We start from the raw sequence: 26,033 nt of genomic DNA, 5'->3' as shown, positions 1-26,033 counted from the left end.
AATTGCGCTTTCAGTCCCTTTTTCTTTCTATTTATAATTCACTATTTAGGTTATGATATAATATTTAATGAATACAGCTAAGGAGGTGAAATTATTTGGATCAATCAGTTGTTATTAAAGCTCAATTACTCAATATTGATGATGAAACAGCCCAAGCTTTTTCAAATACCATGTTCAAATATCGTGATGCCTGCAACTTTATCTCGCAGTATATTTTTGAACATGCTTTTGAATTAAAACAGTCCAAGTTAAACAAAGCTCTGTATCATGATTTGCGTGATAAGTTTGAACTTAAGAGTCAAATGGCACAGTCAGCCATTAAAACTGTTATAGCTCGCTATAAGACAGTTAAGACACAGCTCTTTCAACATCCTTTTCGTTACGATACTGGCAAGAAAGATGGCAAAGGTCGTGGTATTTGGGCACAGATCTATCGTGATTTAACTTGGCTTTGGCAACCGATTAATTTCAAACGCCCTCAGCTTGATTTACAGCGTGGTCGAGATTGGTCTTACCTATCTACTACTAACCAGCTATCATTAAATACCTTGAATGGCAGAAGGAAAGTAGATTTTGTGTGCAAAGGCTTTGACCAGTATCTTGATCAGACTAAATGGAAGTTTGGTTCACTTAAAATGCTTCAATTAAGAGGTAAATGGTATATTCACCTTAGCGCTACCACAGCTATACCGGAGTTTGAAGCTGAACAGGCAGTGCATGTTGTGGGGATTGATCGCGGCTTGCGGTTTTTAGCCGCTTGTTATGATGAAAAGGGCAAATCAATCCTTTTTAGTGGTCAAAAGATATTGCGCAAAAGGCGCAAATATAAGAAGCTAAGAGCGGAGTTACAAGCTAAAGGAACTAAATCTGCTAAGCGTAGATTAAAGAAGATTGGTCAACGAGAGAACCGTTGGATGAGCGATGTCAATCATCGTTTAACTAAGACACTCATTGACCATTATGGCTCTAACACGATCTATGCCTTGGAAGATTTAACTGACGTGCGTTTTGCCACGGAAAAGTCGCCAAAGGATCAGCGCTATGAAATGTTGTCATGGGCTTTTTACCAATTTGAGCAATTCTTGACTTATAAAGCTAATTTGAACTCTTCTGCAGTAGTAAAAGTGCCAGCTAAGTATACCAGTCAGCGCTGTCCTAAATGTGGACGTATCCACAAAGATAACCGAGATTATGAACTGCATCTCTATACTTGCGATAAATGTGGCTACAAGTCCAATGATGATCGTTTAGCAGCCATGAATATCCAATTTTTAGGCACGCTTTACCGCAGTGGTGAAGAAGCACCTCAATTTAACAAACAAGCATCTGTCGAGTAGTACTTGATGGATAAACGGGCATCGTCAACTGCCCGATGATGTAGTCTCTTTAGGTGGGAGTCGCAAGACGCTATTACCACAATTCTGAAAAGAATGAGAACTACAAACCTCGGAATTTATTTCGGGGTAGTTGATAGAAACTATTTTAGCAAAATCTTATTATGAATTCTAAAAATGGATGACAAAAAAATTTTTTGTAGTATGTTAGTGAGTAGAATTAACAAAAAGGAAAGTTTATTTTGAAGATTAATTTAGAAGATTTAAATGATAAAATTGAAAATCAAGATTACATTCAAGATCTTGAAACAGTAAAATATGGCGATATCAGCAAGTCTAAGAGCAAAATTAAGCCCTATGCAGAGAAGATGGTTAAGGAGGTTGCTGCTGCGTTTAAGCACGATTCATTAGTGCAAACTCAATTAGCGGTAACAGGCCAGCGACCAGTTACCTTTGCTTTAGAGACTAACATTATCAACTTGCCTTACAGCAATTATAAGAAGATTGCCAACTTTTTTGAGGAAGGACAAGAATATCCGCTTAATGTTTATTTTGAAACGCGGTCTGATTATGTCAATGTTTCGCACTTTAGAATTGATCAATTGGCAACTGAAGAAGAAGTTGAAAAAGATACTGATAAGGTTGTAGATCAACTAGTAGAGGCAATTATTGAAAAATTGAAAGTTGTGCGCGAATACCAGGTTCCAGAAAAGGCAACGGCTAAAAAGAAAGAAACCAAGAAAAGCAAAACTACTAATATAATGTAGAGCAAGGAGGACGAGACATGTTTAGCTGGAATATTATTGGTATCTTAATCTGGGTTGCCATCATACTTTATTTAGTATTTATTATCCAAAATATTCGTAGCAGACGAATTAAAATGATTATCAAACAGCATAAGCACTTTAGTTGGCCTAACTTTATCTTGACTGTAGTTGAAGTTGTCGTTTTGTTAGTGGCAGCTGGCTGGATGTTTAATCAGACCTTTATGGATAATCCAGATTTGGAAGATGCGAGTCGAATTACTTCAAGCGTTAAATATGAACCGCTGATAATGAAGACAGGGGTTGGCAATTCAAGCTATGTCACGATTAATTCAGCTAAGAAGAGATACGGTTCTCAATCATATACATTTTATAAGGCAGGAAGCAAAATTACAGCGTCTAGCGATTATGCATCGATTGCATATGGTGATACGGCATTAGATGTTAATGCGGAAAAGATTCCATATGTTAAAAAGACGCTCAAGAAGATGGATAAGAGATATCAACGTGCTTATGTAGCCATTTATACGGCCACATATAAGAAGAACTGGCAAAACGGTATTGGAATGCACGCGGGGCATTTGGCAACGCGTTACTACTTGATCCGGGTGCCAGATCAAAGTTTTATCAAGCAAGGAAAATAAGCAAAGAAAATCCCCATTCAAAGACGAATGAGGATTTTTTTATTGATTAATTGACAGAGAAAACACGGGATTTTAATCCCGTGATGAATCCGGCTTTTTTCTTTTGTTTTTTTGCTTATTCTCCCTTCTTTCTTAAACGTATGTTTGATATAATCTTAAAAAGAAAGGAGGGAACAAATGTGCTAAAAGGGATCAAATTAAGACTCTATCCTAATAGAACACAACAAAACCAGCTTGAGCAGATGTTTGGCAATGATCGTTTTGTTTGGAATCAAATGCTGGCCATGATGAATGAGCGCTATCAGAATAATAAAGATTTGCCTTTTTTAGGCAAGTTCAAGCTGAATTATCTGCTTAAGCCGCTTAAAAAAGAATATCCTTTTTTGAAAAACAGCGATTCTTCAAGCTTGCAGGTAGTTAATGAATTCCTAACTCAATCTTGGAAGAACTTCTTTCAAGATAAAACTGGTCAAATTGGCAAGCCTCGTTTTCATTCACGCAAGTATCTGAAAAAGTCTTATACAGGCAAGTCAATCATAAAAACTGCAGGTAAAAGGTACTTGAAGATTACCAAATTGGGCTATGTCAAAACCAGCAAGAATGGAGTTTTGCAAAACACTAAGATTAAGCGCTACACTGTTCTGCTTGAACCAACAGGAAAATATTATTTGTCTCTACAGGTAGAAATATCTGAACCAGAGAAGTACAGCTTAACTGGCAAACGAGTTGGGATTGATGTTGGCGTGGCTGATTTAGCGATTCTGTCTAATGGGCTAAAATATCCTAGTTTTAATAGCTCTTATTTTGAAAAGAAAGCTAAAATTTGGCAGAAAAAGTATTCTCGACGTAGACATTTAGCTAAATTATTAGTTTTGCAAGACAGGAATAAAAAGGTGCTTTGTCCTAGAAGCTTAGAAAGCTTCACTAATTGGCAAAAAGCGCAAAAGTCAAAAGCCAAATACCAAGCTAAAGCAGCTAATCAGCGCAGAGATTATCTGCATAAACTAACTACGCATTTAGTTAAGCAATATGATGTAATTGCGATTGAAGATTTGAAAACCAAGAATCTTCAGAAAAATCATCACTTAGCTAAATCGATTGCCAATGCTTCATGGCGAATGTTTAGACAAATGCTAGAATACAAATGCGAATGGTATGGCAAGAAACTAATTGCAGTTGATCCCAAGAACACTTCCAGAATTTGTTCAAAATGTGGCTATAATAGTGGCGCTAAGCCATTAGAGATTCGTGAATGGATTTGTTCTAAGTGTCAAACCAAGCATGACCGAGATATTAATGCGGCAGTTAATATCTTGCATAAAGAAAGTAAAAAGCTAAGTGGTCAGGGACTGGCCATGGTAACAAGCTGAGTTCTGTGAGTTAGGTATTTGACTAGTTCAATGTAAGATCCTAAACACTACTCAGTGTTCCCAGAAACCCGGCACTTTAGTGCCGGTGTAGTTCATCTTTAATTTCAACTAATAATCCACCTTCAACGAAGGCCAAGATGAAGCTAGCAGTTAGGAAGTCCATGACATTGCCTGATGAAAATGCTGCAAACAGCATAAAGGCAATTGAAAGCAGCATCGAACTGATCAGGTAGGTGTGCTTCTTCTTATTCATTAGCCATTTAACAAAAGCGTACAGCATGATTGCTACATATGGTCCAACAAACAGCAGCATCCCGATCCAGCCTAATGAATAAATTTGGCTGGTGAAGTCACGTTCTAGGTTAAAAATGTTGGTTTCACGTGTGTATGAGATACCTAAGAACTTGTCTAACTTATTATTGTTAGTTTTAACCACTTGATCTAGCATAGCCTTTTCAACGTGACGGTTTTGCATTCGCGCAGTTCCCGACTCATTCATGATCTTAAGCCAAAACTTCGGATCATATTTATAAGGGTAGCTCTTAGTGACGAACTTTTTGTTTAGGGCATAATCTTGATAATGCTCTTCGATAAATTCAGTTAAAAATTGCTTGCGCTTCTTGCCACTTGGGTATTTTTTGAGACCAGCGGCCAATTCTTTTTTAGCGACAGTTAAACTATTATCTGATTGTTGTGCTAAAAACTTTTCGTAATTGTAACGCTGGATTGCTGGGCCAAAGGGGATGATCGCCATCGCGCCGATTTCGATTAGCAATGCGACTAAGATTGCCTTGACATTCTTGGTGACATCTTTGACGATGAACAAGTGAAAAACGTAAAGCAAAATGCCGATGATAATGCCGCCGATTAAACCGATCAGGGCAACTTTGGTTCCAAGCTCAATCATGGCAAGAGCTTGCACAATATTCAAAGTAACGGTTTTCCAATTAAAATGGCTAAACATGAAGTAGAGCATTAGCGGTACTAACATGAATAGGACGGCCGAAACCATATTAGCGAAGTTGAAGAATCCCTTGGATGCCATGTGAGAATAGCCGATATTAGGATTGAAGAACCATTCAAAAATGTTGGCACTGATTGGCCCCGTTTCGTAACTTCTAAGTGAAATCACGAAGAGATTACTGATTACAATAGTGAATGAAAATAGTCCGCTGATTCCTTCAATTACATGCCAGAATTGGTCACGGGTGAAATCCAATTCGGTAGTAAAGAAAATTACCAGCAGCGGCAAAATCATTCTAATGAGGTAGAAGATCTCACTGACAGTAGAATAGTTGTAATCATTTGGATTCACACTATTGAAATATTTCACGTGTAACAAGTGCAATGCTGAGTAAATAATTAATAAAGCTAGGTAAAATAGCAGCCACTTGTTTTTACCCAATTTTTGCCAATTCTGTTTTTGGCTGAAAAACATGCAAAAGATGACAAAGACAGCCAAAATTCTGATGATCGTAGGCAAAGTAAATGGCAAAACGTCAGCCAATTTGCCGTGATAAAACCAATAAAGGTCCAAAAATGGCTGAATAAGGATGAACCAAAATAAAACTGTTCGAGTTTTCTCTTTCATAAAAAATCTCCCTAAATTAAATCGATATTGTATTAATTTTAGGCAAAAAAAGATCCTGCGTAAATATTACCCAGGATCTTTTTGAATTTGTTTTACTTTTTGCTGTCCTTGTCGGCCTTTTTAGTTTTAGCAACCTTTTCAACTTTAACTTCGTTAGTTGAAGCAGTCTTAATATTTTTAGCGGCACGAGCAGCATTTAAGTTCTTGAAGTTGACTACGATCTTGTTGTTCAAGTCACTGATTGCACTGGCATCAACTGGATCGTATGAAGTGATGGCTAAGAGAGCAGAATTTTCATAAATTTTTTCTACCTTACCTAGGAATGGCTTCTTAAGTTCTTCTTCTGACTTGGCACCAACGATTGCGCCAACTTTTACATCTGCTTTTTTCATAGAGTTATCTCCTCTCTTGATAAAAAATCTTGGTCTTTTGTAACATTGGAATGTTAATATAGATGAGCAACATTTTCAAGTGGGGGACTTTCTTTTGAAGAAAATAATTTTAATCGCGGGCCCGAGCGGTGCCGGAAAGACAACGATTTCTGATTATTTAAATGAAAAATATGGTATACCGCGTGTCTTGACACATACGACGCGTCCAATGAGACCAGGGGAAAAGCAGAATTTCTCCTATCATTTTGAAACGGATGAAAGCTTCAAGACACTGCACTTTTTTGAACATATTAGATATGGGTCTTATCAATATGGTTCAAGTCGTGAAGCCTTAAACCTCGCTTGGAAAAAAAGTGATCTCGTTTCTTTAATTGTCGATATTAAAGGTGTTTACACTTATCTAAAACAATTAGGTAATAAAGTTTATTTCCTTTATGTGACAACTTCGACGAAGGAAGAGCTAAAAGAGCGCCTTTTAAAGCGGGGAGACGATCCCGAAAAAATCAAAGAGCGACTCAGCGGCAGTGAATTAAACTTATTGCCGGAAGACTTGAAAGAATACGCTCACATATTAGTTAATGATAATCTATCAGAAACTAAGAGTAAGCTGGATTCAATCTTATCAAGGCTTGAAGAGTGATTTGAAAGCCCTTAAATTTACAAGATTTTTTTTAAATATGCAATGTTTCTTAACGTGATGGTAGTTCTTTTGAAACAATTATGTAACATTCAGAAGGTATTATATTAACCGTCAGCTGATTTAAGAAATCAGTCAAAAACGAAACAAATATTAAATAAAAGAAATCTATAATTTAAGGGAGACTATTAATTTTGAATTTTAAACGTACTTTATTTAAATACACTGCAGCTTTATCAATTTTCTTTACAGGTATCTCAGCTATTAACGTTCCAGCTACTGTTCACGCTGACGAAGTTTCAACTAGCACTGTAAATACTGACAACTCAATGTCAGACATCGAAACTTCAACTCCAGCAGCAACTACTGTTAAGAAGACTTCAGCTGTTACTAAGAAGCGTAACGCAATCGTTAAGCTTGCTAAGAAGGAAATTGGTAAACCTTACGTTTACGGTGCTTCAGGTCCTTCAGCATTTGACTGCTCAGGTTTAATTTCATACGTTTACAAGAACGCTGCTAACAAGACTTTGCCAAGAACTACTTACGGTCAAATCACTCTTGGTAAGACTGTTTCAGTTTCAACTAAGAAGCTTAAGAAGGGTGACTTGTTATTCTGGGGTAACTACCACGTAGGTATCTACATTGGCAGTGGCAAGTTCGTTCACGCTCCAGCTCCTGGTCAAAATGTTAAGACACAAACCTTAGCATCATTCTTCCCATCATCAGCTAAGCGTGTTATCGACTAATCACATTTAAAATTACGTCTTTCTAAAAATTATTAGCAAAAAGAGCTAGGTGAATTTCACCTAGCTCTTTTGTGCCTAAAAATATTAAAAATTATGCTTACGAAGATTATTGAGGTAGTGCTTAAATTCGAAAATCCTGATTTTTCAGGCAGTGCTAGCTTTGCTAGTTTTGACGATTTACTAGATGAAATTGGCAAAATTGCGCAAAAGCAGCAAGTCGTTTTTGTAATTGATGAATATCCTTATTTAGCAGAGTCTTATCCTGGTTTTAGCTCATTATTGCAAAAATACATTGATCGTAATTTTCTACATAGCAAATTGTTTCTAGTTCTGTGTGGTTCGTCTATGTCATTTATTGATTAATTGCCGAAGAAATCACGGGATTTCAATCCCGTGATGAATCCGGCCTTTTTTAGTTTTTTTGCTTGTTTCCCCCTTCTTTCTTAAACATATGTTTGATATAATCTTAAAAAAGAAAGGAGGGAACAAATGTGCTAAAAGGGATCAAATTAAGACTCTATCCTAATAAAATTCAACAAAACCAGCTTGAGCAAATGTTTGGCAATGATCGCTTTGTTTGGAATCAAATGCTGGCTATGATGAATGAGCGCTATCAGAATAATAAAGCTTTGCCTTTTTTAGGCAAGTTCAAGCTGAATTATCTGCTTAAGCCGCTTAAAAAAGAATATCCTTTTTTGAAAACCAGCGATTCTTCAAGCTTGCAGGTAGTTAATGAATTTCTAACTCAGTCTTGGAAGAACTTCTTTCAAGATAAAACTGGCCAAGTAGGCAAGCCTCGTTTTCATTCACGCAAGTATCTGAAAAAGTCTTATACGGGCAAGTCAATCATAAAAACTGCAGGTAAAAGGTACTTGAAGATTCCTAAATTAGGCTATGTTGGAGTTTTGCAAGATGTTAAGATTAAGCGCTACACTGTTCTGCTTGAACCAACAGGAAAATATTATTTGTCTCTACAGGTAGAAATATCTGAACCAGAGAAGTACAGCTTAACTGGCAAACAGGTTGGGATTGATGTTGGCGTAGCTGATTTAGCAATTCTGTCTAATGGGCTAAAATATCCTAGTTTTGACAGTTCTTATTTTGAAAAGAAAGCCAAAGTCTGGCAAAGAAAATATGCTCGTCGCAGACATTTAGCTAAATTATTAGTTTTGCAAGACAGGAATAAAAAGGTGCTTTGTCCTAGAAGCTTAGAAAGCTTTACTAATTGGCAAAAAGCGCAAAAGTCAAAAGCTAAGTGCCAAGCTAAAGTAGCTAATCAGCGCAGAGATTACCTGCATAAATTAACTACGCATTTAGTTAAACAATATGATGTAATTATCATTGAAGATTTGAAAACCAAGAATCTTCAGAAAAATCATCACTTAGCTAAGTCAATTGCCAATGCTTCATGGCGGATATTCAGACAAATGCTAGAATACAAATGCGAATGGTATGGAAAAAAGCTAATTGCAGTTGATCCTAAGAATACTTCCAGAATTTGTTCAAAATGTGGCTATAATAGTGGCGCTAAGCCATTAGAAATTCGTGAATGGACCTGTTCTAAGTGTCAAACCAAGCATGACCGAGATATTAATGCGGCAGTTAATATCCTGCATAAAGGAAGTACAAAGCTAAATGGTCAGGGACTGACCATGGTAACAAGCTGAGTTCCGTGAGTTAGGTATTTGACTAGTTCAATGTAAGATCCTAAACACTACTCAGTGTTCCCAGAAACCCGGCACTTCAGTGTCGGTGTAGTTCATGGAAAAGCAAGTATTGGGTTATCAAAGTCCGTTATATGGCAGAAGAACAATGCAATTGAAGATAGAACCATTTAATTTTCATGAAGCACAAGAAATGTTACCCAGCATAGATAAGAAATCGGCTTTTGCACTATATGCTATTTCAGGTGGTATTCCGCAATATTTGAGCTATTTTTCAAAAGCAAAAGCATTAAAGAGGCTATTGTAGATAATTTTTTACAAAAAGATGGCCGTCTTTTTGAGGAACCAAATAATTTGATCAAACAGGAATTGAGAGATCCGGCAAATTATAATTCGGTCATCGCTGCAGTGGCTCAAGATCATTCTCGTCTTAATGAAATTGCGACAGCGACAAAGATTAAGGCTACTTCTTTAAGAAGCTTTTTAAATAATTTGATTGAATTAGAGATTGTTGAAAGAGTTGTCCCAATTACAGAGGATCCTAATAAAAGCAAAAAGTCCGTTTATAAAATCAAAGATGGCATGTACCGTTTTTGGTATCGTTTCATTCCAATGCGATTAACTTTGATCGAAAGAGGGTTATCAGCAGTTAACAAAATAAATACTAAAAAGTGATATTATCTGTTAATTGATGCCAATAACTGATATAATATCCTTAACGAAAGTTGAGGAGTTTTTTTATGGCATCCAATAAACAATTACCCAAGTATTTATCTATCGGACAAGCTTCTAAATATTTAAATATCGCAATTCCTACTCTAAGGCTGTGGGAAAGAAAAGGAATTATTAAGCCAATCAGAACTGCTGGAAATCAAAGAAGATATACCCCGCAAATGCTGGATGATGCACTAGCAGGGAAAAAGCCGGCCAAGCCAGTATCCAAAGATAAATTGATAATTGGCTATTGTCGTGTCTCTTCTGCCGGACAAAAAAACGATTTAAAGCGTCAAATAGCAGTAGTTACTAATTTCTGTGAAATGCAAGGCAAGCCGTTTAAAATTATTTCTGATATTGGTTCAGGGCTTCATTATCACAAAAAAGGCTTAAAAGAGCTGATTCATCTGATCTGCACCCAGCAATGCAGTCAAGTAGTAGTCAATTATCAGGATCGTTTAGTTAGATTTGGTTTTGAATTAATTGAGGACATATGCCAAGAAAACGATGTTGAAATAACAGTTATTAATCAAACCAAAGCCGAAAGCTCTAATGAAGAGCTAGTAGACGATGTGCTTTCAGTTATTACTGTTTATTCTGCTAAGCTTTATGGAAAGAGAAGCCATCATAATGAAAAGATCATCAAAACCAATCAAGAGCTATTCAAAGACCGTTAGAGCATACTCGCTTAAGCTTGATGAAGATACTTATACTAAATTAGATCAGCTTTTTATAAATTATGGCAAATGTCGCAATATGTTTCTAAATCAATATTGTGGCATCAGTCATATGCTTGATGTTAAGCAGTATCGCAAATTACGTGATCAAATTAAAGGCTCTAAGCAAAACAAAAAGTATGTAGCCAAATACAATTTCTTAGATAAACATTGGTGTTACGCATTAAGCGATGCTTGTGCCAACATCAATTCGATGTGGAGTAATTTAGCTAACCAAATTCGTAGAGTCGTGCAAGCAAATGAGGCAATAGATAAAGATGAAAGACACTTGATCTACTATCTGCTTTCCATTAGAGAGTTGTGGTATTATGCCTTAACCAACAATCAAGCAGTACTTTTAGATTTGTCTCACGGATTGCAAAAGCACCTAGCAGAATTAGAAGAAGCTGTTACGCCTAAACAAAGAAAACATGCTTATTCATATTTAAGCAGATTAACTAGACGCTATAAATATACTCCTCGAAAGCATCATAGCTTAAATAAATCTATGACTTATGATGAAAGCATGTACAAGTTTACCGGCAATCAGCTAGAAGAGCTTGCCATTTCATCGCCTGTATCAAGAAAGAGATTTAGTTTAAAGCTGACAAGTCCATGGCATTATCGTTTAAATGGCAATTTACAAATTATCTTAGATCGCGATAAAAAGCGGCTTGAAATTCATAAGGTAATTAAAGTTAGACAAAAGAAAGAATATCAAGCAGGCACTAAACTCGGTATTGATAAAGGGCTTGCCACGCTGGTTTCTTGCAGTAGTGGTCGTGAATATGGCAAAGGTTTTAGCCAGTTTACTAGACCTGAAATTGAACAGGAAAGCCAATACTTAGCTAGACGCAATCCTTATTACGGTTATCGCTATCAATTAAAGAAAAAGCTTAATCAGCTAAAAAACGCCAATATACCTAAACAAATTATCAAGAAAAAGCAATTAACTAGGCAATTAAACAAGTTGAACGCTAATAATATTGGTCATAAGCGCAAAGATAAGCGCCACGCATCTTATCATGCTTGTCTTGAAAGTAAAATTAACCATGCAATTAAAACAATGATTAAGCTGGAAACACCAAGTTTGATTGTTAAAGAAGATTTGACCTTTACTAAGGAAAAAATAGCTAAGAAAGGCAGTAAATATGAACGCCAAGTTAGACGCAATCTTTCATCATGGACTAAAGGAATATTAAATGAACGTTTAGAGTATTATTGCCAGCAATATGGCATTGACTTTAAAGACGTTAACCCAGCCTACACTTCCCAATATTGTCCAAATTGCGGACGGCACTTTATCGTAAGATTTGGCAAGCACAATGAAAAGACCTTATGTCCTAATTGTGGAGAAATGGACTGTAATATCGCCGCATCAAAGAATATTCTAGCAAGAGCCACAGATAAAGAAATTACGCTTTATAAGCCATATAAAAAAGTAAAAGCAATTCTTGATCAAAGAATTGCCAGTTAAGAAGAATTATTAAATAAGTCGACTGCCACAAAGCGAAAGGCGGAATGCCTCTCCTTTTATCAGCTAAGCTGAGGACATGTCGCAAAGGACTTTAAGTCCATTCTTAGAGCTAGGGAATGTTCCTAGGCTAAAGAAAAACAAGAATCGAAGAACCTTCATGTGGGGCAGATCAAAGCCAGTCCCTATTAATAGGGTAATAGAAATATTAACCGCGCCGCGTTCAACCGTACCCACAGAGCTTAACGCTTAAAAAAATCGCTCTAGCAAAAGCTAGAGTGAGTGAGACATGATAAAAGCTATTAGGAATATTAGTTTTTGTTAGGTTTTATAATTCGGATGAGTGAAATGGCATGGCAAGGGATTGAGCCTAAGTTAAACAATTTCTTGGGACCTGCTTTTGAAAAATTGTCACAGGATTACTTGTGGGAACATTACGATATTGAAAAAATGCCGTTTACTAAACTTGGAAATTGGTGGGGACCTGACTCAAGAACTCATAGGCAAGTGGAATTGGATATTTTAGGTTTTTCTACAGAAGATTCTAGTTTTGCAGTATTTGGCGAATGCAAATGGCGCAACGAAAAAATTAGCAGACAAATATTAGAAAAATTGATTTTTAATAGTGCGCTGTTTAATTATCCCAAAAAAGAATATTATTTTTTTCAAAAACCGGCTTTACCGATGAATGTCAGAAATTAGCCAAAGATGTGGGATATAATCTGATTGTTTTTGAAGAAATGTAAGCCGTTTAATATTTATTAAATTAGTATTACTTTTGTAACATTCCTGTAACATAAGGCACTTATTATAGAGACTGTTGAATAGTTAATTAAGTTTAAAGATTTTCCGATAAAATAAATTTTTGTTACCAAAATCTAATAACTTGTGATATAGGTAAACATAATAGGAGAATTTGATGAATATTAAAAGTAACTTTGTAAAAGTTACTGCAGCTGCTGCTTTAACTCTGACCGGTGTAGCTACAGTAAGTGCTGTTAAGCCAGATTCAACTACTGCTAATGTTCAAGCTGCTACTACTAAAGTAAAGATCAATTATGTTCCAGGTTACGGTATTAACATCTGGGATAACTACAACCATGGTCACTTCACTGGCCAACATGCACCTCATGGCACTACTTGGAATGTTATTAACCAAGCAACTGACAAAAAAGGCCGCACTTGGTACCAAGTTGGTGAAGGTCAATGGATCATGGCTCAATACACTGTGCCAGCTAATTCCAAGAAGGCTAAGAAGGTAGTTAAGACTACTAAGACCACCACTAATGCAACTGCTACAACTACTAAGAAAGCTAAGAAGTCAGTTCAAGCAACTGGTGATGCTTCTGCAGTTATCACCTTAGCTTCTGCACAGCTTGGCAAGGCTTATGTCTGGGGCGGCAACGGCGGCAATGGCTTTGACTGTTCAGGTCTTACCTCATACGTTTACTCAAAGGCAGCTGGCGTTAACTTAGGTAGAACTACTTATGATCAAGTTAAGCAAGGTTCAACTGTTTCTATGGATAACCTTCAACCTGGTGATTTGCTTTTCTGGGGTTCAGCTTCAGCTCCATATCACGTAGGTATTTACGTTGGTAACAATCAATACATTCACGCAGCTACACCTGGTCAAGGTGTTATCAAGCAAACTTTGAGTAGTTACTTCTACCCAAGCGTTGCTAAGCGTGTTTTATAAAAAAGAGATTATCAAACTAAAGTGGGCTATGTATTAGCTCACTTTTTTCTTTTCATAATTATAATTGCTAAGTGTATAATTTTTTGCGGTAAGTTGAATAATTAATTAAAAAAGCTCAAGTCCTTTGAATTTGGACTTGAGCTCAAACAAAAAGACCAGTAGTCTGATGTTAAGAACAAAAAACACATTAGAAGCTGGTCTTTTATGGAATCTATTATAGCTGATATCGTGAAAATTATTAAGTCTGAAAATAATGTTATTGCCCGTGAAAAGGCATTAATGTGCTATTTCTTTGATCTGATTAGAGAATTGATGACAGCAGCACTAGAAGAAGTTGATGCCGGCTTAGTTGAAGAAACTAAAAAGCAGGGCTATCAGATTGAAAAGAAAAATAAGCGCCCAGTTGTGACTGCCTTTGGTGAGATTAGCTATTGGCGCAGAAGATATGTCTGTCCAGGCAAGAAGGCCCAATACCCACTGGATAAGCTAATGGGTTATGACAAATACAAGCGTTACAGTGTTTTGGCAGTAAAAGATGTTTTGCAGGTTAGTGCTGTGGCTACTTACCGCAATACCGCTCTAGCAGTTAATACCCTTTCTTGTTTTAAGATTAGTCACAGCCAAGTTGGCAAGCTGATTGTGCAAACAGGCAAACAGATTAAAGCACAGCAGCAGTCTGCTGGAATACTGGCTTAGCAGTGAATTTGCAGGTGGACAGCTGAACATTGATGATCAAAAAGACCTGAAAGGAGCGGTTCGTGCCAGCCTAAGAAAGACGCATGAAGCTCATCTGGGCATTCATCACGGCGCCATTGAAAGCTTAACAGCAGGACATAGCTATTTAAACGATTTTAGCAGAAAAATAAATCAAATAAATATTTAAGAAATTAAGGTCAGACTAATGGTTAATAGCCTACCGCAAAAATATTGACACTTACTAGGATGAATTAGAAATTGCCGAGTGACTTAATATCGGGTATGATAAATGCAATTAATAATAGATAACCAAACTCACGGAATTTGAAAGGATGCAAACAATGAAAGCAGTTATTACAGTGATTGGCCATGATCAAATTGGCATTGTGGCAAAAGTTTCTCAACGGTTGGCAACTTTGAAAGTTAACATTACCGATATTTCCCAGACGCTGATGCATGGTGATTTTACCATGATGCTCATGGGCGAATGGAACGATGATGATGTGCAGTTTGAAGTTGTCAAACAGGGCTTACAGGATTTGGCAAATGAGACCGGCCTATCGATTAATATTCAGCGTCAAGAATTATTCGACGCGATTCAAAAGCTGTAGGAGGTCGCCAAAATGGAAACCAAACAAATTTTAGAGACCATTCAGATGATTTCTGAAGAAAAACTTGATATTCGAACCATCACAATGGGAATCTCGCTATTTGACTGTATCGATAGCGATGGTGTTAAGGCCCGGCAAAAGATTTATGATAAATTGACGACCAGTGCCAAAGATTTGGTGAAGGTTGCTGATCGAATTGAATCAGAGTATGGCATTCCCATTGTGAATAAACGGATTTCTGTGACCCCGATTTCAATGATTGCTGCCGCGTGTCACGATGATAATTATGTTGCCTATGCGCAGACAATGGAAAAGGCTGCTGAAACCCTGGGGGTTGATTTGATCGGCGGCTTCTCCGCGTTGGTTCAAAAAGGCTACCAATCAGGTGATCGAAAATTGATTGCTTCGATGCCGGAAGCCCTGAGTGAGACACAACGGGTTTGTGGCTCGGTTAATGTGGGTTCAACAAGAGCCGGGATTAACATGGATGCCGTCAAACAAATGGGCCAAGTGGTTAAAGATTTGTCTGAAATCGATCCGGTCAGCTGTATGAGTCTGGTGGTCTTTTCCAACGCGGTTGAAGACAATCCGTTCATGGCCGGCGCCTTTCATGGCGTTGGTGAAGCTGATAAAGTCATTAACGTTGGGATTAGTGGTCCGGGCGTTGTTAAACGGGCGCTCGAACAGGTCAAGGGGGAATCAATTGACACGGTTTCCGAAACGATCAAAAAAACGGCCTTCAAAGTCACGCGAATGGGCCAGTTTGTCGGTAATGTGGCTGCTAAAGCGCTGAACGTGCCGTTTGGAATCGTTGATTTGTCGCTGGCGCCAACGCCAAGTCAAGGGGACTCGGTCGCCGAAATTCTTGAAGAAATCGGTTTGGAAAGTGTGGGTGCCCCGGGAACGACGGCTGCTTTGGCATTGTTGAATGATGCAGTCAAGAAGGGTGGCGTGATGGCTTGTGAACATGTTGGCGGGCTGTCAGGTGCCTTTATCCCCGTGTCAGAGGACAGTGGGATGATCAAAGCTGTTGAGCACGGTAATTTGAATTTGGAAAAATTGGAAGCAATGACTGCTGTTTGTTCGGTGGGATTGGACATGGTGGCTGTTCCGGGAGATACGCCGGCTGAAACAATCAGTGGGATGATCGCGGACGAAGCAGCTATTGGTGTGATTAATAATAAGACAACGGCGGTGCGGTTGATCCCGGCCAAGGGCAAGCAAGTCGGAGAGCAAATTGACTTCGGCGGCATATTCGGCTATGCGCCGGTAATGCCGGTAAACACCAATAGTCCAGCGAAGTTCGTTCAAAGGGGCGGAAGAATCCCGGCACCGATTCATTCGTTTAAAAACTAAGAGCGCGACGAGCCCCGGTTGACCCCGGTATATAAGTCAAAGACAGCCCTGATGAACGTTTTTTGTTCATCAGGGCTGTCTTTGACTTATATATTAGGGTCGGGGGTCGTCGGAGCATATCTCAAAGGCCGAAAGGAGCAGTAAATAAAATAAGCACCACAAAGCCCGGAGACTACAAATCCTTCTCCACCACAACACAAGGCACGCCATCCTCATAAAACACATCGGACGTGATCTCATAAGAAACTGTTTAGTATCTTTTGAGAAGTAACCTGATAAAAGCTAACGAAACCATCATGAGACTAGTGTTGAGCTTACGCTCACAGTTACGCCATAAACGATGATAATTTCCCAACCAACTAAATGAACGTTCAATGAGCCACCGTTAGGGGATAACCGAAAATTGGTGTAACTCATTTCTTTTAACGACGATTACCTTGGCTGAGGTTAAACTGCTAATCTCATTGGCAAAATTTTGGCCGGTATAACCACTATCAACCATCATGGTTCGAACCAATTTAAACTGCTCTAAATTAAGGGTGACGAGTGCAATCGCCCCGTCACGATCAGTGATGTTAGCCCGTTTAATATGGATAGCTTGCGGGAATCCATATTAAACGGGCTAAATGGCGCTTAATGCCGGAAATTTTCTTGCCACCATCGTAACCCTTATTTTCAGCGGTAGCGGTGTTCTTAATGCTTTGGGCATCTAAAATGACGAACGAAGTTCGGGCTGACTGCCCTTGCCTTAATCGTCGATCAGCGACAATTTTTTTAAAACCTGAGTTAATAAAGCTGGTTTATCAGGGGTGGGGGCTTTTGACCAACTCATCCAATAGTAGTAAACGGTGGACCACTTTGGATAATCAGCCGGCAAATCACGCCAAGTACAGCCATTTTTAAGGACATAGAGCGTGGCACAGAAGATATCATAAGGATCAATGTGTTTTGGGTGAGTTCGTTTTCTTGAAGCTTCCAGATCCTGACGGATCAAATCGAATTGTTGCCGAGAAATATCGCTTTGGTAATGATGACTAAAATGTTGCATATGATCACCAAGATTTTTGAATCCAGTAATAATGGCGTCTTTTTCCAAGCTATTCAACCATAGCCGTTTAATGGTCTTCTTTTTAACGTCAATCTGGGCTTGGCTCATGATTGACCAGGCAATATTGGAGCCTTCCCGACCACTATCGGTGGCAACAATAATGGTATCGGCCTTCGTTAACAGGTCTTTGACGACCTTGAATTGATCTTTTTTACTAGCTGACACCTAAGTGTATAATTTTTTGCGGTAAGTTGAATAATTAATTAAAAAAGCTCAAATCCTTTGAAATTGGACTTGAGCTCAAACAAAAAGACCAGTAGTCTGATGTTAACGAAAAAACACATTAGAAGCTGGTCTTTTATGGAATCTATTATAGCTGATATCGTAAAAATTATTAAGTCTGAAAATAATGTTATTGCCCGTGAAAAGGCATTAATGTGCTATTTCTTTGATCTGATTAGAGAATTGATGACAGCAGCACTAGAAGAAGTTGATGCTGGTCTAGTTGAAGAGACTAAAAAGCAAGGCTATCAGATCGAGAAGAAAAATAAGCGTTCAGTTGTGACTGCCTTTGGTGAAATCAGCTATTGGCGCAGAAGATATGCTTGTCCTGGCAAAAAGGCTAAATATCCACTGGATAAGCTGATGGGCTATGACAAATATAAGCGTTACAGTGTTTTGGCAGTGAAGGATATTTTGCAGGTTAGCGCCGTGGCCACTTACCGCAATACTGCTTTAGCTGTTAATACTCTCTCCTGTTTCAAGATTAGCCATAGTAAAGTTGGCAAGCTGATTGTGCAAACAGGCAAACAGATTAAAGCACAGCAGCAGTCTGCTGGAATACTGGCTTAGCAGTGAATTTGCAGGTGGACAGCTGAACATTGATGATCAAAAAGACCTGAAAGGAGCGGTTCGTGCCAGCCTAAGAAAGACGCATGAAGCTCATCTGGGCATTCATCACGGCGCCATTGAAAGCTTAACAGCAGGACATAGCTATTTAAACGATTTTAGCAGAAAAATAAATCAAATAAATATTTAAGAAATTAAGGTCAGACTAATGGTTAATAGCCTACCGCAAAAATATTGACACTTACGGACTTCGTAGCCCCATTCTAAACAAACGCGCGCCATGCTATAATGATTAATGCAAAAAAGTATAATGAACCGGAAAAAGGTGAAAAGCCTTTACAGCCCCTTCGCTACTGTAAGATTGACTGAAATGTCGCAACTCACTGGCTAAAGCCGGGAAGAATACATTTGGGGATGAGATCAAGTCAGGAGACGCTTATTATACTGATTGCAAAGTTTCTTAGGGTCGACTTTGTCAATTAATAATAAACTTTCCTGGGATTAGTCTGCCCAAAAATGTCGGATGTTAGTTATTAATGATGGAAGATGGCTCTAGCTAGGCTTTTTTGTGTTACAGAAAAGTCTAACCAGTCCAGTATTAATAGCGGTTAACGACCGTTAAATTTGTTTTGAGGAGTGTTCAGTAGTGAAAAGAAAACAATTTCTATATTGGTTTTCAATTGTATTAGGGATTTTTCTGATATTTTTCAGTGGTGGTAATTCATCCAGGGCTGATGCAGCATCAGACTTCAGTTCGGCAATTTCCACTGGGTTAACAGAGATCGCGCAACAAGGGTCCCAAATTGATTCCGGGGCTGATACAGCATCAGACGTCGATTCGGCAATTTCCGCTGGGTTAGCGGAGATCATCGCGCAAAAAGGGTCCAAAATTGATGCTTGGGATGCCACATGTTTAGTGTTTGGGGACAGAATTACTGATTTGCAGGCTCAATATGCTTACAAATCAATTCTTAATAATAACGACTTTCTCAGTGGTGGCAGTCAAGGGTTAAACGGGATCTCTGATGTTTCTGCCGTCAATGGTTTGGTGGCAATCGGCAAAGATCCAACTAATGTGAATGGTAAGAATTTAGTTGCTAACATTGTAAAGGATGCAAATAATCCTGCCAGTGATTATTCAATTGTTAATGATTTGGAAGCTTTGAGTACTGGTAGTTATGGTCAGGCAAGCGAAACTGCCCGAACTTCTTTAACCAAGAAGTTAATTGGGATGCAAGATCAAAAAACAGGTTTGTGGAACGGGTTTGATAAAGTTGATTATACCGCTCGGGCAATATTAGCATTATCGATGAATACGAATCAACCAGGGGCTGCAGATGCTTTAAACACGGCAGTTAAAGCGGTAAGTAATCATTTTTATCAAGAAAATGGCGGATTTGCTGATAGTAGTAACACAATGTATGGCGCTGAAAATGTCTACAATGATGTAACAATGACTAATGCCCTTGCCTCTGCCGGCGTAAATGTTTATGTACCATTAAAAGAGAAAACTGATTATATTGCCCCTGTTCAAAGAGTTCTCGATCAACATCCGGTTTCCGCTGGGAATTCCGCAATGCTGATTCAACAGGCAACCTTGGCATTTGAACAGGCCCGATTCACCAGAAATGGTGGTAAAGGATCCATCTTCGCTTTCAATCAAACGGATGCGGCGAAATATGGTGAGATTGTCAGTATAAAGGCGGCCGCAATTACCAAAAAGTGGTCAATCATCAATGATCCTCAGGCAACGGCCGCTGCCAAGAGTGACGCCCTTAACCTGGTAGATCAAATACTAGCGACGTATGTTTCGAAGTTAAGCGCTGATTCAACCAGCAGTGCTGCAATCGCCGATCGAGCAGCTGGGGTTACGGCTATTAATCATGTAACCGTTTCTCATGCCGCACCAGCAACGCCCGTAACGCCACCAACTGTTACGAACAATAACGTAACGGTTGTCAACAATCCGGCCAGCTCTTCCAGTGCATCGAGTTCATCAGCAGCAACATCCACTTCTTCATCTAGTAGTGTGCCAATAAGTACGCCGACTGTTTCCGGGAAGCCTGTTAAAAAAGCAAGTCATCGTTCCATCGTATATGCACTGACAACTGTCAAACTATATAGAAGTTCGAACTTTACTAAATCGAATCTGACGAAGACCTATAAGAAACGTGCCCGGATTAACCGCCCAATGTTCCTGGTTATCAGCCAGCAAACGAACAAACAGGGCCATGCGATCTATCGAGTAAAGGACATGAATTTAGGCAAAACCGGTTATACGCTTTCTGGTTCAAAGTATTTTGCCCACGCCTACTATTCCGCAAAGGTGACCCGCATTAAAGTCATCTATCCTAAGGGAATCAACGAGTATGGTAAGGTTAACTTAACGAGCAAGAAGCGCCACGTTAAAAAGAATGCGTCATTAAGCGTCAGAAAAGTTGTTAACTATGGGCTTTCCAACCGGATCCAACTTACAAATGGCCGCTACATCACTGCTAACAAGAAGTTCATCTTGGCTACTAAGATCAAGAAGAGCTCCCAAAATACTCGTCCAAGCACACCTACGGCCACAACCACAGGGACGTCAACGAGTACCCCACCGACTAACTCAGGGTCAACAGCGACTACGACAACGACGACAAGCTCTAAGCCGACGGCAACGACGGGGACAACCACAACTACTAATAATTCACCTAGTGCCACGCCAACTTTGCCAGTGGCACCCACAAATCCTGTTACGCCATCAAACGATGCTAAAACCATCACAACCACTATTAGTATTCATGCCGATGGGGCGACCATCGCAAGTGGCAGTATCAAGGTTAACAGTGGGGCCAGCGCATTGGATGCCTTGCAGGCATTTGCCCAGCAACAAGGATTGGCTTTAACTTATAAAGGATCGGGGGCTACTGCATACGTTACCGGGATTAATGGTTACAATGCTGGGCCAGCCGGGACAATGACTGGATGGCTTTATTCAGTTAATGGCACCGAACCTGGTTCATCGATGGGTGCTTATACTTTGAAAGATGGCGATTCAATTTTGATGACCTACAATAAGTAATTCTTCATCTAACAATCAAATATCAAAGTGGTTGGGGGAAAATGAGGCCCCAGCCACTTTTATGCATTATCTAAAGAGATCACACCTATGAATAAATATATAAAATCAGTCTTGACTTCTGCAACTTTGGTTATCGCCGCTTTGACGCTCTCAACAACTACCAACGCCGCATCAATTAGGAAGGCTAGTACCGGCACCATTCACAGCAGAATTGCCCGTACTTATTCCTATGCCAAAAAGATGATTAAAGAAAATAAGACCGGACTTTCCGGTCAAAGCAGTTCTATTTTTAGTAAGAAACTCAATCCTGATACTGGTGCGACTGCAGGGTACTCTGACTTTCTGTTAGGGCTCAAGGGAAACGGTTATAAATTTAATACCAAGGAAAAAACGTTGCTGCGAAAAAACTTGGTAATCAAAAAGACAACCCCTGCTGGAACAATGGCCAATGCCGTGATGGCCGTTCAGGCGATGGGGCTCAACGCTAGAGATTATAAGCCATATGGCCACAAAAAGGGAATCAATCTGGTAACCAAGTTGTACCGGACAAGTGTTTCCAAACAAACGACAAGTGCCCAGGCACAAGTGCTGATTGCCATTTCGATGAGCTCAAAGTTCAAGCAGCCAAAGGGAGCGAAGTTTAGCAAAGCAAGCTTGAGTGCTCGGCTAGTGAAAGCTCAATTAAATAATCACGGTTGGACGTATAATAACCAACAAGGAGTTAGGGATGCCGACACGACCAGCATGGTTCTAACCGGTCTGGCTCGAGGAAAGGTTAATACAACTAACGTCAAGAACAGCTTGCTGAAGGGGCAAAAATTTCTTACTGGTATTGTGCAGCCCAGTGGTGCATTTGGCTACACGTTTAATGGCAAAACAACGCCAAATGCCAATTCAACCGCTGAAGCAATTATTGCCCTATCAAATGATTTTGGCATGAAGCAATATGTGAATAACACGGCGATGAAAACAAGTCAAACTAGGACGCCGCTTTATGCAATGCTGACCTATGTCAATAAATCCGGTTCAATTAAAAACGCAGCTACTCAGCTCTATGGTGTCGGTCAGGTAAATTTAGCGGTTGCCGCTTATAAAGCTGCTTTAAAGAATCGTTCAGTTTACACAATTAATTAATCGCCAAATTTTGAGTGAGAGGTGACAAAACAATATGAAAAAAGCAATTAGCTTCATTCTTTCGTTCATTCTCACAATTGGAATCGCTTTTGGTGCCCAACAGGTGATTTCATCGAGAGACGCAGCCCCTAAGCCGACAACTTCTAAACAAGTGACTTCTTCAAGTTCAAGTTCGACCAGTTCAAGTCATCTTAAACAGCCAAGTCACCAGCAAAAAGCAAAGGGTGCAAGCAAAGCAAAACCAAAAGCAGATAGGCGGGCTCAAAAAACAGACAACAAGCCCCAAACTGCTAGTTCTCAATCAAGCACAAGCCCTAATCGGACAACCGGATCCAGTGCAAAGGCAAGTCCTAACAAGGTCGCTAAAACTAAGCGGTCAAATGCCCCTAAATCTGATAAGCTGGGTAAAATTAACCACAAAGCAGAAACCAAGGTGTTTCAGGATACGCATCATGCGGCTAAAAAGCCGTCTAATGCTAAGAATACAATTCAAATCCATTTAACGGTTGATGGATACAAAAAAGTTTTCTATTCGAAGCGGATGCGCGTTAAAAAGGGCGCCAACGCGTTTTCGATTTTAAAGCAAACGAACCTGAAGATTAGTTATATTCCGGGCCCCTCCGTTTACGTGAACGGCATTAACGGCCTCAAGGAAAATGACGTTAAGGCCGGTTCCGGTTGGATGTTCAGTGTTAACAAGAAATTTATTGACCATGCTTCAAACTTAACGAAGCTTAAGAGTGGGGACAACGTTCGTTGGTATTTTACAACGGAGGGGTATTAACTTATTAGATCCCGCTAATATTGATTCAAACAAAGCGACTGCTGCCAAAGGGAGGGATATATTCCTTTGGCGGTGGCCGCTTTTAATGATTATTCTCTTTTAGAGCTTTCTCCAAAAAATGCCGAAAAATTTTGGACAATTCTCCAAACATAAATGGCGAAAAAGAGGTTATATTCCTTTGATAAGGGATCACTCGATAATCCGGGGGAATTTTTGAGTGGTAACCAAGCTATTTTTCTAGAGGGAGTTGTTTTTTATGAATAAATTGAATCAATTACTAATAATTGCAGCGGCTTCAGTGGGGGCTTCATTTTTATTATTGACAGGGGTTCTAATGCCAGCTTTTGCTGCCACCAGCCCCACTTCCACGACCCAAACATCACCGATCACAACTATTGCCACTCAAGACCAAGCAGAGGACAATAACAGCGGCACCCTTGACGGAGGTGTCACTTGGCAAATTGCGAACGATACCTTGACGATTAGTGGTGGAACCATTGGGTCTAGAATTTTTGGTGTTGGAAAGTATTTCCATTCCAAAAGTACTAGGCCCTTTTTGATAACAAAAAAAGGCATCTCAGCCTCCCTAGTGCTATGCTTTAAGCGACGAAACTCAAGATAAGCGGGGTAGGAATAGATGTCTCAACTAGATAATACACTTAAATTACTGGGAATTACAGACACAAACATTCAGGTGTTCGGTACTCGTGAGGAATTTCATGGTCGGGGCTCGGGTCGCAAAAAGTATTTGGTCATCCAGGCAGAGCTTACCTACACACTCAGGCGCTGTCCCAGCTGTGGATACAATATGTTGCACCCTAACGGACACAAGCTCCACATTGCAGGACCCATGGACCGGCCCGTAATTCTAGAGCTAAACAAGCAACGCTGGCATTGTAGTAACTGCCATAGCACTTGTACGGCCACCACTCCAGTGGTATCAACCAATCGCTCCGATAAACATTGCCTTTTTCACTGATCTTTCCCCAAAATTAATTACTTATCACTTCGCGTTATTTAACCGTATAAACCGAATGCCCCTTCAAAGCCTGCCGATAAGCAGCCGTTGCCAGGTTCACCTGACCGACGCCGATCAATTGACTGGTAGCACCCTTAATTGAACCGGTCTTGTTAACGTAGCCGAGCATTGCCCGCAGTGGGGAGGCGGCTTGCTTGGTGGTGAAGTAGCCATTGGCGTACTTGACGGTTGCTTGCTTTGATGACAGGGCAATGATTGCTTCGGCTGTTGAGTTAGCGTTAGCGACGGTCTTGCCATTGAAGACGTAGCCATAAGCACCTGAAGCGGTGATGTTACTCTTTAAGTAGGACTGGCCCTTCACCAATGCGGTTTTAACGGCACTCAGTGAGGATTTGCTGTGGGCCAGCGCGGCGATTGCCATTGAAGTGGTATCACTATCAACGCTGGCAGCGGTGTTGTTGTAAGCCCAGCCATTATTACTTTGCTGGTCCTTAACCAATGATTTTGCCAAACTGGTCTTGGAGAACTTGGCGTTTGATGGGCGTTTAAACGTTGATGACATGGTCAGGGCAAGCAGAACCTGGCTCTTGACGTTTGGTGTTTGCTTGCTCATTGACTTGGCGGTACAGCCCAGATACCAGGTTGACGGCCTTCTTGGCGCCGGCTGGCTTAAACTTGGTTGGGTTTAGGCCAACGGCTTTTAGCCCCTGAATTGCGTTGGCGTAGTCGGCAGCAGTGCTCTTCGAATTGATCACCAGATTGGCCGCGATGCGCTTCTTCTGGGTGGTCGTAAATTTGTACCCCCAGCCCTTTAAGCCAACCAGCAAATCGGCGTAACCGCTAGCGGCACCGATGGTTGGGTTGGCTTTTTTACTAAACAGAGCGGTCGTCTTGCCTGACAATCCGGTCTTGTTTTTAATCATCAGATTCTTCGCGTAACGGTAGTTGGCTTTGATCTTGCTATTTTGATAAGACCGCCAAATCCTAATAGGGTTGAAGCAGAGATCATGAGTAGCTTTGATGTTAATTTCATTGATTAATCCATCCTTTTTCTATTGGTTTTTATCCGGTAAAATATTGTATTTGGTGACTAAGCGGTGAAACAGCTTCTCCCATGGTTTGTAAAATAGCGCGATGAGAAAGGCATTGGATGCTGCGTGGAACGTGTCAAATGGAAAGAAACTGGCCGCAAAAGCCAAGATAAAACTCTTGATGGTCAGCGGTGATACGTAGGCCAGGGCGTACCAGAGGTCCATGATCCAGCCAAACAAATAGCCCCAGACGCAGGCAAACACGATCATAAAAATCAGACTATGGGACAATCGGGCCTTCATGAAGAGGCCAGCGGTTAACCCCATTAAGCCCCAGGCGACCATCTGCCAAGGCGTCCATGGTCCTTGACCCATAAACATGTTGGAAACCAGTGCCGTGGTAGATCCTGTGATAAAGCCCAGTTCCGGGCCGAGACTGATACCGCTTAGAATTACGACGAAGCTGGCTCCCTGCACACCAGGAATGGCGCCCAGTGGGACCCGGGTGGCAACCGCCAACGCGATCAAAACGGCGACAAACATCAACGTTTGGGTGCTGATTGGATCGTGTTCGAAGCGCCAGTACGCGGGTAAAAGGCTACAGATTAGGCACATAAAGCTAAATAATAGGTAGTGCTTTCCCTTCAATAAGACAATGAATAGCAGAAAAATAAACATTAACAGTAACGCAATTAATAACCGATACCGGTTGAGTAACGAAGATTGTTTCAAGTAACAC

At 40.0% G+C, this 26,033-nt stretch carries 22 protein-coding genes, 7 pseudogenes and 1 riboswitch; of the genes and pseudogenes, 23 read left to right on the top strand and 6 right to left on the bottom strand.

The genetic code is table 11. From position 1 onward, the window contains the following. Window positions 1-95: 95 nt before the first annotated feature. The 4 genes from AADV52_RS07035 to AADV52_RS07020 all read left to right on the top strand — a co-directional run bounded on the left by AADV52_RS07035 (window position 96) and on the right by AADV52_RS07020 (window position 4,112). Window positions 96-1,337, top strand: a complete 1,242-nt coding sequence (locus AADV52_RS07035) for an RNA-guided endonuclease TnpB family protein (protein WP_126096202.1) — start codon at window positions 96-98, stop codon at window positions 1,335-1,337. Between the two features lie 239 nt (window positions 1,338-1,576). After that, window positions 1,577-2,101: a hypothetical protein gene (locus AADV52_RS07030; protein ID WP_014919439.1), complete on the top strand. Its 525-nt coding sequence runs from the start codon at window positions 1,577-1,579 to the stop codon at window positions 2,099-2,101. A gap of 17 nt (window positions 2,102-2,118) precedes the next feature. Continuing rightward, on the top strand, window positions 2,119-2,742 hold the full coding sequence (locus tag AADV52_RS07025; RefSeq protein WP_014919438.1) for an LVIS_2131 family protein: 624 nt from the start codon (window positions 2,119-2,121) through the stop codon (window positions 2,740-2,742). Window positions 2,743-2,882: 140 nt separating this feature from the next. Then, complete coding sequence (locus tag AADV52_RS07020) at window positions 2,883-4,112, top strand: RNA-guided endonuclease TnpB family protein (RefSeq protein WP_148271901.1); 1,230 nt, start codon at window positions 2,883-2,885, stop codon at window positions 4,110-4,112. A 76-nt stretch (window positions 4,113-4,188) separates the two neighbouring features. Here AADV52_RS07020 and AADV52_RS07015 read toward each other — a convergent pair whose 3' ends face one another. Both AADV52_RS07015 and AADV52_RS07010 read right to left on the bottom strand, forming a co-directional pair. Beyond that, on the bottom strand, window positions 4,189-5,703 hold the full coding sequence (locus tag AADV52_RS07015) for an O-antigen ligase family protein (RefSeq protein ID WP_014919436.1): 1,515 nt from the start codon (window positions 5,701-5,703) through the stop codon (window positions 4,189-4,191). Between the two features lie 92 nt (window positions 5,704-5,795). Further along, window positions 5,796-6,095 carry a DUF2187 domain-containing protein gene (locus AADV52_RS07010; RefSeq protein ID WP_014919435.1) on the bottom strand — a complete coding sequence of 100 codons (300 nt, stop codon included), beginning with the start codon at window positions 6,093-6,095 and terminating at the stop codon, window positions 5,796-5,798. A gap of 94 nt (window positions 6,096-6,189) precedes the next feature. On the opposite strand from AADV52_RS07010, the gene AADV52_RS07005 reads away from it, so the two are divergent. The 13 genes and pseudogenes from AADV52_RS07005 (at window position 6,190) to AADV52_RS06945 (ending at window position 16,405) form a co-directional block, all read left to right on the top strand. After that, window positions 6,190-6,735 carry a guanylate kinase gene (locus AADV52_RS07005; protein WP_014919434.1) on the top strand — a complete coding sequence of 182 codons (546 nt, stop codon included), beginning with the start codon at window positions 6,190-6,192 and terminating at the stop codon, window positions 6,733-6,735. Window positions 6,736-6,926: 191 nt separating this feature from the next. Continuing rightward, complete coding sequence (locus AADV52_RS07000; RefSeq protein WP_014919433.1) at window positions 6,927-7,478, top strand: C40 family peptidase; 552 nt, start codon at window positions 6,927-6,929, stop codon at window positions 7,476-7,478. A 93-nt stretch (window positions 7,479-7,571) separates the two neighbouring features. After that, on the top strand, window positions 7,572-7,841 hold the full coding sequence (locus AADV52_RS06995; protein ID WP_003627295.1) for a hypothetical protein: 270 nt from the start codon (window positions 7,572-7,574) through the stop codon (window positions 7,839-7,841). Between the two features lie 58 nt (window positions 7,842-7,899). Then, window positions 7,900-9,145, top strand: a pseudogene (locus AADV52_RS06990) (RNA-guided endonuclease TnpB family protein). 94 nt (window positions 9,146-9,239) lie between these two features. After that, window positions 9,240-9,449, top strand: a complete 210-nt coding sequence (locus tag AADV52_RS06985) for a Protein of unknown function (RefSeq protein WP_023192438.1) — start codon at window positions 9,240-9,242, stop codon at window positions 9,447-9,449. Window positions 9,450-9,496: 47 nt separating this feature from the next. Continuing rightward, window positions 9,497-9,817, top strand: coding sequence for an AAA family ATPase (locus AADV52_RS06980; RefSeq protein WP_023062121.1), 321 nt, complete (start codon window positions 9,497-9,499; stop codon window positions 9,815-9,817). A gap of 65 nt (window positions 9,818-9,882) precedes the next feature. Further along, the gene (locus tag AADV52_RS06975) at window positions 9,883-10,533 is read left to right on the top strand and encodes an IS607-like element ISLhe9 family transposase (RefSeq protein WP_014919431.1); all 651 of its coding nucleotides are present in this window, start codon (window positions 9,883-9,885) and stop codon (window positions 10,531-10,533) included. Continuing rightward, on the top strand, window positions 10,487-12,049 hold the full coding sequence (locus AADV52_RS06970) for an RNA-guided endonuclease TnpB family protein (protein ID WP_014919430.1): 1,563 nt from the start codon (window positions 10,487-10,489) through the stop codon (window positions 12,047-12,049). The genes AADV52_RS06975 and AADV52_RS06970 overlap by 47 nt, the downstream gene beginning before the upstream one ends. A gap of 345 nt (window positions 12,050-12,394) precedes the next feature. Continuing rightward, window positions 12,395-12,748 carry a DUF234 domain-containing protein gene (locus AADV52_RS06965; RefSeq protein WP_230856745.1) on the top strand — a complete coding sequence of 118 codons (354 nt, stop codon included), beginning with the start codon at window positions 12,395-12,397 and terminating at the stop codon, window positions 12,746-12,748. A gap of 217 nt (window positions 12,749-12,965) precedes the next feature. Then, window positions 12,966-13,742 carry a C40 family peptidase gene (locus AADV52_RS06960; protein ID WP_014919428.1) on the top strand — a complete coding sequence of 259 codons (777 nt, stop codon included), beginning with the start codon at window positions 12,966-12,968 and terminating at the stop codon, window positions 13,740-13,742. 204 nt (window positions 13,743-13,946) lie between these two features. After that, a pseudogene (locus AADV52_RS06955) lies at window positions 13,947-14,625 on the top strand (UPF0236 family transposase-like protein). Between the two features lie 154 nt (window positions 14,626-14,779). Continuing rightward, a complete protein-coding gene (locus AADV52_RS06950; RefSeq protein ID WP_014919426.1) occupies window positions 14,780-15,049 on the top strand; it encodes an ACT domain-containing protein in 270 nt (89 codons plus the stop codon). Between the two features lie 12 nt (window positions 15,050-15,061). Beyond that, window positions 15,062-16,405 carry a PFL family protein gene (locus AADV52_RS06945; protein ID WP_014919425.1) on the top strand — a complete coding sequence of 448 codons (1,344 nt, stop codon included), beginning with the start codon at window positions 15,062-15,064 and terminating at the stop codon, window positions 16,403-16,405. A 250-nt stretch (window positions 16,406-16,655) separates the two neighbouring features. On the opposite strand, the pseudogene AADV52_RS06940 reads toward AADV52_RS06945, so the two are convergent. Then, window positions 16,656-17,453: pseudogene (locus AADV52_RS06940) on the bottom strand (IS5 family transposase). 60 nt (window positions 17,454-17,513) lie between these two features. Then, window positions 17,514-17,678 (bottom strand): annotated as a pseudogene (locus AADV52_RS06935) (toprim domain-containing protein); the annotation flags it as partial. A gap of 135 nt (window positions 17,679-17,813) precedes the next feature. On the opposite strand from AADV52_RS06935, the pseudogene AADV52_RS06930 reads away from it, so the two are divergent. The 6 genes and pseudogenes from AADV52_RS06930 to AADV52_RS06905 all read left to right on the top strand — a co-directional run. Then, window positions 17,814-18,492: pseudogene (locus tag AADV52_RS06930) on the top strand (UPF0236 family transposase-like protein). A gap of 96 nt (window positions 18,493-18,588) precedes the next feature. Next, a riboswitch (cobalamin riboswitch) is annotated at window positions 18,589-18,757 on the top strand. A gap of 191 nt (window positions 18,758-18,948) precedes the next feature. Next, window positions 18,949-21,366, top strand: a complete 2,418-nt coding sequence (locus tag AADV52_RS06925; protein ID WP_014919420.1) for a DUF5776 domain-containing protein — start codon at window positions 18,949-18,951, stop codon at window positions 21,364-21,366. Window positions 21,367-21,453: 87 nt separating this feature from the next. Then, complete coding sequence (locus tag AADV52_RS06920) at window positions 21,454-22,500, top strand: hypothetical protein (protein WP_014919419.1); 1,047 nt, start codon at window positions 21,454-21,456, stop codon at window positions 22,498-22,500. A gap of 34 nt (window positions 22,501-22,534) precedes the next feature. Then, window positions 22,535-23,284, top strand: a complete 750-nt coding sequence (locus tag AADV52_RS06915) for a DUF4430 domain-containing protein (RefSeq protein WP_014919418.1) — start codon at window positions 22,535-22,537, stop codon at window positions 23,282-23,284. A gap of 256 nt (window positions 23,285-23,540) precedes the next feature. Further along, the gene (locus AADV52_RS06910; protein WP_014919417.1) at window positions 23,541-23,906 is read left to right on the top strand and encodes a hypothetical protein; all 366 of its coding nucleotides are present in this window, start codon (window positions 23,541-23,543) and stop codon (window positions 23,904-23,906) included. Between the two features lie 15 nt (window positions 23,907-23,921). Then, a pseudogene (locus AADV52_RS06905) lies at window positions 23,922-24,254 on the top strand (transposase family protein); the annotation flags it as partial. A gap of 43 nt (window positions 24,255-24,297) precedes the next feature. Here AADV52_RS06905 and AADV52_RS06900 read toward each other — a convergent pair. Further along, window positions 24,298-25,296 (bottom strand): annotated as a pseudogene (locus AADV52_RS06900) (fucose-binding lectin II). A gap of 19 nt (window positions 25,297-25,315) precedes the next feature. Then, window positions 25,316-26,026: an ECF transporter S component gene (locus AADV52_RS06895; protein WP_014919416.1), complete on the bottom strand. Its 711-nt coding sequence runs from the start codon at window positions 26,024-26,026 to the stop codon at window positions 25,316-25,318. Between the last annotated feature and the right edge of the window lie 7 nt (window positions 26,027-26,033).

It is taken from the genome of Lactobacillus helveticus, assembly GCF_046109915.1.
Lineage (GTDB): Bacteria > Bacillota > Bacilli > Lactobacillales > Lactobacillaceae > Lactobacillus > Lactobacillus helveticus.
This window is presented reverse-complemented; position numbering and strand designations above follow the sequence as displayed.